The following is a 13,127-nucleotide window of genomic DNA, read 5'->3' on the forward strand; positions in this document are numbered from 1 at the left end:
CTGACGGGCCGCGCGCCCCAGGCCTCGGGACCCCGCGTCCCGGGGCCTACGGGCACGTCCGGGCGACGGTGTCGCGCGCCCGGGCTTCAGCGACGTAAGGGAAGACCCGTGCAGTTCCGCCAACAGGCCCTGTCCAAACTGCAGTCGCCCGAGAGCCTCGATCTCCCGGTGCGGCTCGCCCGGCCGCAGGGGCTGCTCGCGCTCGCCGTCACGGTCGTCGTGATGGCGGCGGCGTCCGTGTGGGCGGTGACCGGCTCGGTCTCGTCGACGCTCAGGGCGAGCGGGATCCTCACCTACGGGCAGGGCAGCTACGTGCTCCAGACCCCGGTGACGGGCCAGGTCACCGGCGTGTACGTGAAGGAGGGGCAGCGGGTCGCCGCGGACACCGTCCTCTTCAGGATCCGTACGGAGCGGGGGAACCGGGCCGTGCGGGCCATCGACGCCGGGCGCGTCACCGCGCTCGTCGCACGGATCGGGTCCGTGGTGCGCACCGGCGCCGACGTGGCGACCGTGGAGAAGACAGGGTCCGCCCGCGATCCGCTGGTGGCCATGGTCTACGTGCCCGCCACCGGAGCGGCCGACATCCCGGCCGGGGCGTCCGTCGACCTGACCGTGCCCGCCGCGCAGAGCTACGGGATGCTGCGCGGCACGGTGAAGGGCGTCGGCCGCGCTCCGCAGACGCGCCGGCAGGTCGCCGACTTCCTCGGCGACAGCGAGCTGGCCGGGCAGTTCACGAAGGGCGGCACGCGCGTCCCGGTCCTCGTCCGGCTCACCAGGTCCACGTCCACCAGGTCGGGTTACGCCTGGTCGGCCGAGGACGGGCCGCCCTACGCGCTCACCTCCATGACCCTGACCTCCGGCGCCGTGCACCTCGCCGCGCAGCGCCCGATCGACTGGCTGCTGCCGTGACGACGACCTCCCTTCCGCCCGCGGGCCGCGGCCGCCGCCGCGCCCGGCCCGCTCCCCCGCCCCGCAAGCGCCGCCGCACGGTGCGCACCCCGACCGTGCTCCAGATGGAGGCCGTCGAGTGCGGCGCCGCTGCACTCGCGATGGTCCTCGCGCACCACGGCCGGCACGTGCCGCTGGAGGAGCTGCGCATCGCGTGCGGCGTCTCGCGGGACGGCTCCCGCGCGAGCAACCTCCTGAAGGCGGCCCGCAGTTACGGGATGACGGCCAAGGGCATGCAGATGGAGCCCGCCGCGCTCGCCGAGGTGCACGCTCCGGCGATCCTGTTCTGGGAGTTCAACCACTACGTCGTCTACGAGGGCGTCACCCGGCGGTTCGGGCGGCGCGGGGTGTCGGTCAACGACCCCGACAAGGGCCGCCGGTTCGTGCCGATGGAGGACTTCGACTCCAGCTTCACCGGTGTCGTCCTCGTCCTGGAACCGGGCGAGGGATTCACCACCGGTGGCCGGCGGCCTGGCGTGCTGAAGGCGCTGCCCGGGCGGCTGCGCGGCACGACGGGCACGATGCTCGCCGCGCTGCTCGCGAGTCTGCTGCTGGTGGCGGTGGGCGCGGCGGTGCCCGCGCTCAGCAAGACGTACATCGATCTGTTCCTGATCGGCGATCAGACCTCCCTGCTGGGCGCCCTGTTCGCGTCGATGGGCGCGATGGTGGCGCTGACGGCGGTCCTGACCTGGTTGCAGCAGGCGAATCTGCTGCGCGGGCGCATCATCTCCTCCACGTTGAGCAGCGCGCGGTTCTTCGGGCATCTGCTGCGGCTGCCCGTCACGTTCTTCGCGCAGCGCAGCCCCGCCGATCTGGTGCAGCGGCTCCAGTCGAACGACGCCGTCGCCGAGACGCTGGCCCGCGATCTGACCGCGGCCGGCGTCGACGGCATCGTGGTGCTGCTGTACGCGGCGCTGCTCTGGTCGTACGACCCGCAGCTGACGATGGTCGGCGTCGGGATCGCGCTGCTGAACGTGGTGGCGATGCGGATCGTGGTCCGGCTGCGCGCGACGGGCACGCAGAAACTGCGGGCGGACACGGCGCGGCTCACCAACACCTCGTACACGGGACTGCAGTTGATCGAGACGATGAAGGCCACCGGTGGTGAGGACGGGTACTTCCGCAAGTGGGCCGGGCAGCACGCGACGACGCTGGAGGAGCAGCAGCGGCTCGGGGTGCCGAGCGCCTGGCTGGGCATCGTCGCGCCGGCACTCGCGACGCTCAACAGCGCGCTGATCCTGTGGATCGGCGGGCTGCGGGCGATCGAGGGGCATCTGTCGGTGGGCCTGCTCGTCGCCTTCCAGGCGCTGGTCACCCGGTTCACCGCGCCGATCACCCGGCTGAACGGGGTCGCGGGCCGCATCCAGGACTTCGCCGCGGACGTGGCCCGTCTGAAGGACGTGGAGAACTTTCCCGTCGACACCCTGTACGCGCGGCCCGAGCAGGTGCGCAGCACGCGGCGGCTGCGCGGGCAGGTGGATCTCGACGGCATCACGTTCGGGTACAGCCCGCTCGACAAGCCGCTGCTCTCCGGCTTCTCCCTCACCGTCGGGCCCGGGCAGCAGGTCGCGCTGGTCGGCGGGTCCGGAAGCGGCAAGTCGACGGTGTCCCGGCTGATCTCGGGTCTGTACGCGCCCTGGGAGGGCGTCATCCGGATCGACGACCGGCGCCTGGAGGACATCCCGCGCGGCGCGCTCGCGGCGTCCGTCTCCTTCGTCGACCAGGACGTCTTCCTCTTCGAGGGGACCGTGCGCGACAACGTGGCGCTGTGGGACCCCTCGATCACCGACGAGGCCGTCCTGGAGGCGCTGCGCGACGCGTGCCTGTACGACGTGGTGGCGCGGCGGCCCGGCGGGATCCACGGCCGGGTCGAGCAGGACGGCCGCAACTTCTCCGGAGGGCAGCGCCAGCGTCTGGAGATCGCGCGGGCGCTGGTGCGCCGCCCCAGCATCCTCGTGCTCGACGAGGTGACCAGCGCTCTCGACGCCGAGACCGAGCAGCTCGTGATGGACAACATCCGGCGGCGCGGCTGCGCCTGCGTCGTCATCGCCCACCGGCTGTCCACCGTCCGTGACAGCGACGAGATCGTGGTCCTCGACCAGGGACAGATCGTCGAGCGGGGCCGCCACGAGACGCTGGTGGCGGCCGGCGGAGCCTACGCCGAGCTGGTCAGGGAGCACTGAAGTGACGTACACGGAACCTGAGTTCACCTCGTCGGACCAGGTCGTCGCCGCGTTCGGCGGGCTCGGGGCGCCGGTGGACTGCACCGGGCTGCGCAGTCTGCCGCTGGAGGGGCCGCAGACACTGTGGCTCGTCGCGGGCGGGGCGCTCGACCTGTTCGCGGTGGACGTCCTGGCCCAGGGTCACTGGCACTTCCTGGGCCGGCTGGAACCGGGCACGCTGCTGCTCGGCCCGGTCGAGGGGACCCAGCACACCCTGGTGGGGCGCCCGTTGGCGGGCTGCACGATGCGCCGCGTGCCGCTGCGGGAGCTGCCCTACGACGCCTCGCAGGGCTCGTACGACATGGCCTGGAGCCTGCTGGAGGAGGCGTTCGCGCTCGGGGTCGGCCGGGGGCAGCGGGTGCTGTTCGAGGCACCGCTCGACGGGCGGGACGGCCGCGCATCGGAGGAGGCGGTCACCGACGACGACGTGCTGTGGCCGCAGCTCTCGCCCGGCAGCGTGCAGTACGGCTCCGCCTACGCGGCCGACGCCGCCGCCGATCTGCTGGTGGACGGCGGCCTGTGGCAGCGCATGGTCAACCAGCAGTACCGGCTGCTGTCGACGCTCGACCGCTGGATCGAGCGGATGGAGAGCGCCCACGAGGACCGGGCGGCCGCCGGGATCCGTGCGGGCGAGGCCGTCCGCGAGCAGGCGGACCGCACGCTGCTGGCCTCCATCGGGACGCAGCGGCGCCGGGCCCGCGGCACGGAGGCCGGGGTCGACGCGACGTACGCGGCCTGCACGGTGGTGGCCCGCGCGGCGGGCATCACGCTGGTCGACCCGGGGCGCGGCGGCGCGGTCAGCGACCGGATCGACCCGGTCGAGCAGATCGCGCTGGCGTCCCGGATCCGGACCCGTCCGGTGCGGCTCACCGGCGACTGGTGGCGGCAGGACTCGGGCCCCCTGGTCGGATTCCGGGCCGCGTCCGGGGCGCCGGTCGCGCTGCTGTGGCGGCGCGGCGGCTACGAGGCGGTGCACCCGTCGGGCGAGCGCCGCACCCGGATCGGCGAGGACAACGCCGAGGACTTCGACGAGCGGGCCGTGCTGCTCTACCGCCCGCTGCCGGAGGGCGGGTCGAGCCCCTGGAGCCTGATCAGGTTCAGTCTGCGGGCCATGAGCGGTGACGTGCGCAGGCTGCTGCTCGCGGGGCTGGTGACGGTCGGCCTCGGCGCGCTCGTGCCGATCGCGACGGGCCAGGTCCTCGGCACCTACGTGCCGAACGCGCAGAGCGACCTCGTCACACAGGTCTCCCTCGCGGTCGTCGTCGCCGGTGTCGTGTCGGCGGCCTTCACGCTGGTGCAGAACCTCACGGTGCTGCGGGTCGAGGGCCGGGTGGAGAGCGTCCTCCAGCCGGCGGTCTGGGACCGCCTCCTGAGACTGCCGACGCGCTTCTTCGCGGCGCGCTCCACGGGCGAGCTGGCGAGCGCGGCGATGGGCATCAGCGCGATCCGGCGGCTGCTGTCGGGGGTCGGGCCCGTGGTGGTGCAGGCGACGACGGTCGGCGTGATGAACCTCGTCCTGCTGCTGGTCTACAGCGTGCCGCTCGCGCTGGCCGCGCTCGGCATGCTGGCCGTGGTCGCGGCGCTCTTCCTCACCCTCGGCCTGTGGGAACTGCGCTGGCAGCGCCGCCTGGTGAAGCTCGGCAACCGGCTGAACAACCAGGCCTTCCAGACCCTGCGCGGGCTGCCGAAGCTGCGGGTGGCGGGCGCGGAGAGCTTCGCGTACGCGGCGTGGGCCGACCAGTTCGCGCGCAGCCGGGAGCTGCAGCGCCGCGCAGGCCGCATCAAGAACGTCACGACGGTCCTCAACTCCGTCTATCTGCCGCTGTGTTCGCTGCTGATGTTCATGCTGCTCGCGGGTCCCGCGCGCGGTTCGCTGTCGGCTGCGGCGTTCCTGACCTTCAACACGTCGGTGACGATGCTGCTGACGTCGGTGACCCAGCTGACCGGCGCGCTCGTCTCGGCGGCGGCCGTGCTGCCGATGTACGAGCAGATCAAGCCGGTCCTCGACGCGGAGCCCGAGGTGCGCGAGGCCGCGGGGCGGCCGGGCGAGCTGACCGGGGCCCTGGAGGCGCGCGGCCTGTCGTTCCGGTACACCGACGACGGCCCGCTGGTCCTCGACGACGTGTCGCTGTCCGTGCGGCCGGGCGAGTTCGTCGCGGTGGTCGGCGAGAGCGGCTGCGGCAAATCGACGCTGCTGCGCCTGCTGATCGGCTTCGACGCGCCCGCGCACGGCAGCGTCCTGTACGACGGTCAGGACCTGAGCGCGCTCGACCAGTCGGCGGTGCGGCGCCAGTGCGGGGTCGTCCTGCAGAACGCGCAGCCGCTGACCGGCTCGATCCTCGACTGCATCTGCGGTGCGGAGGCGTTCACGCAGGAGGAGGCGTGGGAGGCGGCGGCGATGGCGGGGCTCGCCGAGGACATCCGGCGGATGCCGATGGGGCTGCACACGCTGATCGCGGGCAGCGGCGCGATCTCCGGCGGGCAGCGCCAGCGCCTGATGATCGCGCAGGCGCTGATCCGGCGCCCGCGCCTGCTCTTCTTCGACGAGGCGACGAGCGCGCTCGACAACGAGACCCAGCGCACGGTGATCGACAGCACCCGCAAGCTGAACGCGACCCGCATCGTCGTCGCGCACCGCCTGTCGACCGTGCTGGACGCGGACCGGGTGATCGTGATGTCCGGCGGCCGGGTCGTCCAGCAGGGTGCTCCGCAGGAGCTGCTGCGGGAGGCGGGCGGGCGGCTGCACGAGCTGGTGCGGCGGCAGTTGGCGTGAGCGGTCCGGCGGGCGCCCGGCCGGAGTTGAGCCGGTCCACGATCCACCCGTGACGATTGCCGGGGCCGGGGTCAGAGACGGTCCCCGAACTCGCTCAGGACTCCGGGCGGGGCGAGGGCGTTGACGTAGTGGCCGGGCCCGTGGTCCTCGAAGGAGTACTTGAAGGGCAGGGACCGGGTCAGCGCGAGCCGCGCGGCGAAGAACGCGAGCGGTGCCACCACCGCGAGACCGGCGAGGCTGTCCATCTGCGCGTAGTGCGGCGCGGGGGCGCGGCGCTCGGCCCAGTCGTGTCCCGCGGCCCGCTCCGGCACGGCGGCGATGCGCCTGAGGCGGCGCAGCGGGTCGGCGCCGGAGAGCAGGTCCCCGGGGAGCGCGACCGCCTCGGTCGCGGCGTCGGCGGTGGCCGTGAACACGGCGTCGAGGCCGCGCCGGGCCCGGCGGAAGTGGAACTCCCTGCCGAAGGGCGCGTAGGGGCCGACGGGGCGGGGCGGCAGCGCGGGCACGACGTCCCGGTCGTAGATGTAGCGCAGGAGCCGGTCGCGCAGCGGATGGTGGCCGTCCGCGTCGGTGGCGCGCTCGCAGGCGGCGGCGAGCGCGGGCCCGCCGAGCATGGGCTGGCCGAAGGTGTAGACGGCGCGCAGGCAGCGGGCGACCGGCGCGTAGCGCGTCTCGTGCAGGAGGGTGACCGCCATCAGCGCGGCCATCGCGGCGCCCAGACTGTGCCCGGTGATGTAGAGCGCTTCGAGTCCGCCGCCCCGTGCGCCGTGTTCCTCGGGGTCGATGGACTCGCCCCGCACCGCGCGCTCGAGTGCGCCGAGCACGGCGTGGCGGGTGGCGCGCATGTTGCGGTAGAAGCCGGCGTGCACCGGGTACGGCCCGTGGCCGTCGCCGAGGTCGACGCGGAGCGTGTCGGGGCGTACGTCGGCGTCGGTGAGGATGCTGATGATGTCCTCGGGCTGGGTACCCCGGTAGCAGAGGACGACGGCCCTGCGGTCCGCGTCCTGCACGAGGTACGCCGCCGACGCGATGTACAGGGCGTCGACGCGCTGCTCGAAGGCGCGGCAGCGGTTCTTCTCCAGGCCGAGCCGGGTCGCCATGGTCGCGACCGTCCCGGCGTCGCTCTCCTGTCCGAACCCCGCGTAGGCGTAGGCGGACAGGGTCGCCATGACGTGCGGCAGGACGCCGTCGGGATCGGGGTGGCCCTTGTCCTCGGTCAGCCGGTGCGGCAGGTCGGGATAGACGGGGAAACCGCCGCCGTCCGCCGCGACGAGGACCGGATCCTTCAGGGGGCGCAGCTCCGCGAAGCCGGGGCCGTGCGCGGTCGTGGCCCGCATGGGACACCTCCCGGGGCGGGCTGCCGAGCACACCACCGCCGCCGGGCGCCGTCAAGATGTCGTCGACCGGCCATCGGCGGGGCGTTCTGGTGGGGCGGACGGGGGCCGGGCGGCACACGGTGGGGCGCACCACTGCCGGCCGCCGCGCGCCCGCCGCGGCGGCCGCTCCTGACAGGCCCACATCCCCGTGCGTGCGCGGGATTCCGCCCGGTCGCCCCTCGTCGTGACATGGCGGGAACGGGCGCTGCGGGGCGCGAGACGGCGCCGCTAGCGTCGCTGACCCCTCCCCGTGCGCGTCCGGCACCCACGCGCAGGACGTCCGCACCTTACGACAGGGACGGCAACCGATGGCCGAGACCGAACGGTACGCACAGTACGAGCGGTACGAGGGCGGCAGCCCCGAGGCCGAACGCCTCGTCTTCCAGCGGCTGGCCCGCGAGATCATGCGGGTCCAGGTGGCGAACCGCCGGGCGAGCGGCGCCCCGGGCCACGAGCGCGCCTTCCACGCGAAGGCGGCGCTCGGTGTGGAGAACGCCCGCCTGCGGTTCAACGACGATCTTCCGGCCGCGCTCAGCGGCGGCTTCGCCCGCGCGGGCGCCGACTATCCGGCGACGGTGCGGCTGTCGAACGCCGGCGGCATGCGCGGCCCGGACGGCGCTCCCGATCTGCACGGTGTGGCCGTGCGCGTCCAGGTCACCGGCGAGCAGAGCCACGACCTGCTGGCGACGAGCTTCCCCGTGTCGCACGCCCGCGACGCCCGGGAGTTCGTGGCGTTCGCCAAGGCGATGGCCGGGGCGCGCACCCCGCTGCGGAGGGCGTACGGGCTGTTCGTGAAGCTGCCGCTCGCCGTGGGGCTCGGGACGGCGGCGCGGATGCGGCGCAATGTGCTGGCGGCGACCCGCCACACCGTCAACAGCCTTGCCCGTGAGACGTATTGGAGCAGGAGCGCGATCCTGTGGAGCGAGGCGGGTCCGGTCCGCTATCTGCTGCGTCCCTCCGTCGGCGGCGCCGTCGAACCGCGCCCCGACCGCAAGGACCCGGACTTCCTGCACACGGAGCTCGCGGGCCGCCTGGCACGCGACGACGTCTCCTTCGACCTGTGCGTGCAGCGGTACGTGGATGAGCGCAGGACCCCGGTGGAGGACGGGTCGGTGGAGTGGAAGGAGGCCGTGGCGCCGCCGGTCCCGGTGGCGCGGCTGACGATTCCGCGGCAGGACATCACGACGGCCGAGGCGCGGTCGGCGGCCCGGCGGATCGAGGAGCTGGCCTTCAACCCCTGGTTCACCACGGAGGAGTTCCGGCCGCTCGGCAATCTGAACCGGGCCCGCAAGGCCGCGTACGAGGCGAGCGCGGCCCAGCGCGGCGGCACTCGCTTCACGACCGATGAGCCCCTGCGCAACCGCGTGCTCGACGTGCCCGTCGCCTTCGCTTTCCGGATCCTCAACCGGGTCGTGCCGTGGCACGAACTCCCGCTGGAAGCGAGCCTGTTGAATCTGGTGTTCCTGCGCAAGGTGCTGCGGCGGCTCAACCTGATCGACACGGACGCCCCGGAGGCACCGCCGAAGGCGACGCCCGTGCCGGTTCCGGTCGACGAGCGGCTGCGGACGGCACGCTCGTACGACGGCACCTACAACGACCTCTCGGCGCCCGCGATGGGCGCGGTCGGCGCGGCGTTCGGCCGCAACCTGGCGCCCGTGTACCGGCCCGATCTGTTCGACACCCCGAACCCGGTGACGGTCAGCCGTCAGCTGCTCGCCCGGGAGAGCTTCGTCCCGGCGACGAGTCTCAACATCCTGGCCGCGGCGTGGATCCAGTTCCAGGTGCACGACTGGGTGAACCACCGGCGGTACAAGGAGGGCGGCAGGACCGTCGAGGTACCGCTGCCGCCGGGCGGCGGCACCTGGGTCAACCAGCCGGGCGGACCGGAAGAGAGCGTGATGCGGTTCGCGGAGAACGAGGGCATCGAGCTGCCCGGCGACCGGCCGCCGGTCCTCTTCGGCAACACCGCCTCGCACTGGTGGGACGGCTCCGAGGTGTACGGAGGCGACGAACGGACGGCCCGCTCGATGCGTGAACCCGACGGCGGGGCAAGGCTGCTGCTCGAAGGCGGACACATCCCGATCGACCGTACGGGCATTCCGCTCACCGGGTTCAAGGACAACTGGTGGATGGGGCTCAGCGCGATGCACACGCTGTTCGCGCGCGAGCACAACACGGTGTGCGACGCGCTGCGCGCCGAGTACCCGTCGATGAACGAGGAACGGATCTACCACACGGCCCGGCTCGTCGTGTCCGCGCTCATCGCGAAGATCCACACCGTGGAGTGGACCCCGGCGATCCTCGCGACGAAGACCATCGACATCGGTCTGCACACCAACTGGCAGGGCCCGCCGCGCACATGGCTCAACCAGCTCGGCCTGTGGCTGCTCGAATCGCACGCGCTGACGGGCATTCCGAAGACGGTGCCGGACCACCACGGTGCGCCGTACTCGCTCACCGAGGACTTCGTGACGGTCTACCGGATGCATCCGCTGATCCCGGACGACTACGAACTGCGCGAGTACCACTTCGGGCAGCGCCTGGAGACGCTCGGCTTCGCCGACATCCAGGGGGCGGCGGCCGAGAGCCAGATCCGCAAGACGGGCCTCGCGAACACCCTGTACTCGTTCGGCATCGCCCATCCGGGCGCGATCACGCTGCACAACTACCCCGACGCACTGCGGCACTTCCAGCGCGAGGGGGAGATCATCGACCTGTCGGTGATCGACCTGGTCCGCACCCGGCGCCGCGGTGTGCCGCGTTACAACGACTTCCGCGCGGGGCTGCACAAGGAGCGCATCCGCCGCTTCGAGGACCTGACGCAGGACCCGGAGACGCTGTCCCGCCTCAAGGACGTGTACCGGGACGTCGACGAGATCGACACGGTCGTCGGCCTGTTCGCGGAGAACCCGCCGACCGGGTTCGGCTTCTCCGACACCGCCTTCCGGATCTTCATCCTGATGGCGACGCGGCGGCTGCAGAGCGACCGGTTCCTCACCGTGGACTACCGCCCCGAGATCTACACACCGCTCGGCATCGACTGGGTGGAGAAGGGCGGCATGACGTCGGTCGTGCTGCGGCACTGCCCGGAACTCGCGGGCCTGCTGCCGCGCGGGGCGAGCGCGTTCGCCCCCTGGCGGCCGGTGCCTCCGGTCGGGAACGGAGCCGCGCATGACGGCGGCTGACGGTCCGTCGGCGGGCCACCGGGGTCTCGACGACCTGCTGGCCCGCCCGCTCCTGAAGACCATCTGGCGGCGCCGCACGCACCGTGTCCCGCGGGGCGCGTCGGTGTCCGCCGGTTCGATGAGCCACCGCTCGGCGCACGAGCCGGAGCCGCTGAGCGAGCTGGAGGAGGCGGTGCTGATCGCGGTCACCGGCTCCACGGGTCTGACCATGCCGGACCGCCCGTTCGAGGACCCTCGCAACGGCAAGCCCCTCATGGCCAAGCCCAACTTGACGATGACGGGCCGCACCGCGGGCAGCCCCGACAACGCTCAGGGCACGTACTTCTTCCTCATCAACGACAGCGGTACGTACTTCCTGCGCAGGCTGCCGCCGGCGCCGCACGAGCCGTTCGACGCCGAGACGCTCGTCGCCCGCGCCCGGCGGACGAAGGTGAAGGTCCTCGACCACCGGCTCGACGTCGCCGGCGGGCTGCGCGACTTCCCGGCCTATCTGGACTCGAACCGCTTCCTGTCCAATCTGCCCGGGACGACGGTCCTCTTCCCGGTGGTCGACCTGTCCCACCAGTACATCAACGCCCTGATGTATCTGCTCACCCAGCCCGACGGGGCCCGACCGACCTTCGTCGACGACCGGAATCTGTACCGGCCGGCGGGGGTGAAGAAGTGGATCGCCGACGGCTTCGTGAACAAGGACCTGAAGCTGCCGCTCGGCGCGCTCGGCCCGATGCGCACTCAGATCGAGGCGGATCTGCTGCTGCAGACGGTGATGCTGACGGCCGAGGCGATGGGCCTGGGCGCGTGGATCCACGCCTCGCTCAACCCGCAGATCGCGCTCGGCGACCCGAAGTTCACCACGGTGTACGGGCGGATGCTCGGCTTCACCTTCGTGACCCCGCGCTGGCGGCTCGCCGATCTGTGGCGCTGGCACGTCCCCCTGCCGAAGTACGCGAACCTGCGCTCGCACCCGGTGGGCCTGACGGACCCCGGGACGGGCGCACCGCTGATCGCCGCGGCCTGTCCGCCCACGCACGCCTCGATGGCGGAGGCGGTGGACGCGGTCGTCGCGGGGAAGTTCGGCGCTGGTGGCACCTACGCCGACAAGGACGTCTTCACCCGTATCTACAAGGGCGACTACGGACAGCGATATCTCGCCGAGGCCGGCGAGTACGACGAGCGCGTCATCGAGTGCGCCCGGGACGTCTGTACGTACATTCTGGCCACCCACCGCCGTTTCCCGGCCCACACGGACGCCGTCCACGTGCCCGGGATCTGGCTCCAGGCGCACCATGTGGAGGGTGAGTACTACGAGCGGTTCTTCACCGACGGCCTGACCGACGCGCACCGCGCCCACGACACGCTGTGGGACGGCTGAGCCCGACCGATGAGTCCAGGACGGTTCCGGGGTCACTCTTGTCGTCCGTACATTTCCGGGAAGGGTGACTGACGATGACCGACACCAGTGGGCTGGCCGGCGTACTCGCACCGCATGTCGAGAAGGGCCCGGTGCCGGGCGCCGTGGGCCTGGTGGCCCGGGGCGACGAGGTCGAGGTGGCGGTCGTCGGCCACGCGGACGCCGAGGGCACGACCCCGCTCGCGCGTGACTCGATCTTCCGGATCGCCTCGATCACCAAGCCGGTCGTGGCGGCCGCCGTGATGACGCTGGTCGAGGACGGGCGGCTCGCGCTGGACTCGCCGGTCGCCCACTGGCTGCCCGAGCTGGCCTCGCCGAACGTGGTCCTCGACCCGGCGGGGCCGGTCGAGGACGTCGTCCCCGCGGCCCGTCCGGTGACGGTGGAGGACCTGCTGACGTTCCGCGCGGGCTGGGGGTTCTCTTCGGACTTCTCGCTGCCCGTGATGCAGCTCCTGTTCCCGCTCATGGATCCCCACCACCCGCAGCGGGTGGCCGAGCCCGACACCTGGCTCGCGGCCCTCGCCCAGGTGCCGCTGCTGCACCAGCCGGGCACGGCCTGGCTCTACAACACGTGCTCGGACGTCCAGGGCGTCCTGATCGCGCGGGTCACCGGCACCTCGCTGCCCGACTACCTGGCCGAGCGGATCTTCACGCCCCTCGGCATGAAGGACACCGGTTTCGAGGTGCCGGCCGCCGCGCGCGCCCGCTTCACGAGCCAGTACGTCCCCACGGCGGACGGCGGCCGCGAACTGGTCGACACACCGGACGGCCAGTGGAGCGGCCTGCCCGCGTTCCCCTCCGGCGCGGGCGGGCTCGTCTCCACGGCCGACGACTGGTGGGCGTTCGCCCGGATGCTCCTCTCCGGCGGCGGTCCGGTGCTCTCGGCGGAGTCGGTGCGGCGGATGACGACGAACCATCTGACGGACGCACAGCGCGCCGCGAGCGAGCTGTTCACCGAGGGCCAGGGCTGGGGCTACGGCGGCTCCGTGGACGTGGAGCCCCGCGAGAAGTGGCAGGTGCCGGGGCGTTACGGCTGGGTGGGCGGCACCGGCACCGCCGCGCATCTGATTCCGTCGACCGGGGCGGTGACGGTCCTGCTGACCCAGCTGGCGATGAGCGGGCCGACTCCGCCGCGGATCATGCGGGATTTCTGGGCGTACGCCGCGTAGGGCTTGCCGCGCGGTCCTCTCGGCCGACGGCCGGTGGGGGCTGGCC

General features: G+C 72.7%; 7 protein-coding genes. 6 read left to right on the top strand and 1 reads right to left on the bottom strand.

The genetic code is table 11. The annotated features are described in order from the left end of the window. Positions 1 to 108: 108 nt before the first annotated feature. The 3 genes from ABT127_RS05340 to ABT127_RS05350 are packed head-to-tail and all read left to right on the top strand — an operon-like array spanning position 109 to position 5,943. Positions 109 to 909 carry a biotin/lipoyl-containing protein gene (locus ABT127_RS05340; protein ID WP_351444793.1) on the top strand — a complete coding sequence of 267 codons (801 nt, stop codon included), beginning with the start codon at positions 109 to 111 and terminating at the stop codon, positions 907 to 909. Next, positions 906 to 3,131: an NHLP family bacteriocin export ABC transporter peptidase/permease/ATPase subunit gene (locus ABT127_RS05345; protein WP_351444795.1), complete on the top strand. Its 2,226-nt coding sequence runs from the start codon at positions 906 to 908 to the stop codon at positions 3,129 to 3,131. Before ABT127_RS05340 ends, ABT127_RS05345 begins: the two co-directional genes overlap by 4 nt. 1 nt (position 3,132) lies before the next feature. Continuing rightward, positions 3,133 to 5,943: an NHLP bacteriocin export ABC transporter permease/ATPase subunit gene (locus ABT127_RS05350; RefSeq protein ID WP_351444797.1), complete on the top strand. Its 2,811-nt coding sequence runs from the start codon at positions 3,133 to 3,135 to the stop codon at positions 5,941 to 5,943. 71 nt (positions 5,944 to 6,014) lie between these two features. On the opposite strand, the gene ABT127_RS05355 is transcribed toward ABT127_RS05350, so the two are convergent. Then, positions 6,015 to 7,277 (bottom strand): lipase family protein, encoded by a 1,263-nt coding sequence (locus ABT127_RS05355; RefSeq protein WP_351444799.1) that lies wholly within the window; start codon positions 7,275 to 7,277, stop codon positions 6,015 to 6,017. Between the two features lie 347 nt (positions 7,278 to 7,624). Here ABT127_RS05355 and ABT127_RS05360 point away from each other — a divergent pair, with 347 nt between their 5' ends. The 3 genes from ABT127_RS05360 to ABT127_RS05370 all read left to right on the top strand — a co-directional run bounded on the left by ABT127_RS05360 (position 7,625) and on the right by ABT127_RS05370 (position 13,081). Next, positions 7,625 to 10,501 (top strand): peroxidase family protein, encoded by a 2,877-nt coding sequence (locus tag ABT127_RS05360; protein ID WP_351444801.1) that lies wholly within the window; start codon positions 7,625 to 7,627, stop codon positions 10,499 to 10,501. Beyond that, positions 10,488 to 11,873: a hypothetical protein gene (locus ABT127_RS05365; protein WP_351444803.1), complete on the top strand. Its 1,386-nt coding sequence runs from the start codon at positions 10,488 to 10,490 to the stop codon at positions 11,871 to 11,873. Before ABT127_RS05360 ends, ABT127_RS05365 begins: the two co-directional genes overlap by 14 nt. Before the next feature lie 74 nt (positions 11,874 to 11,947). Next, on the top strand, positions 11,948 to 13,081 hold the full coding sequence (locus ABT127_RS05370; protein ID WP_351444805.1) for a serine hydrolase domain-containing protein: 1,134 nt from the start codon (positions 11,948 to 11,950) through the stop codon (positions 13,079 to 13,081). Positions 13,082 to 13,127 lie beyond the last annotated feature (46 nt).

Origin of the sequence: Streptomyces sp. NPDC001904 (assembly GCF_040297005.1) — a bacterium.
In the GTDB taxonomy this organism is placed as follows: Bacteria; Actinomycetota; Actinomycetes; order Streptomycetales; family Streptomycetaceae; genus Streptomyces.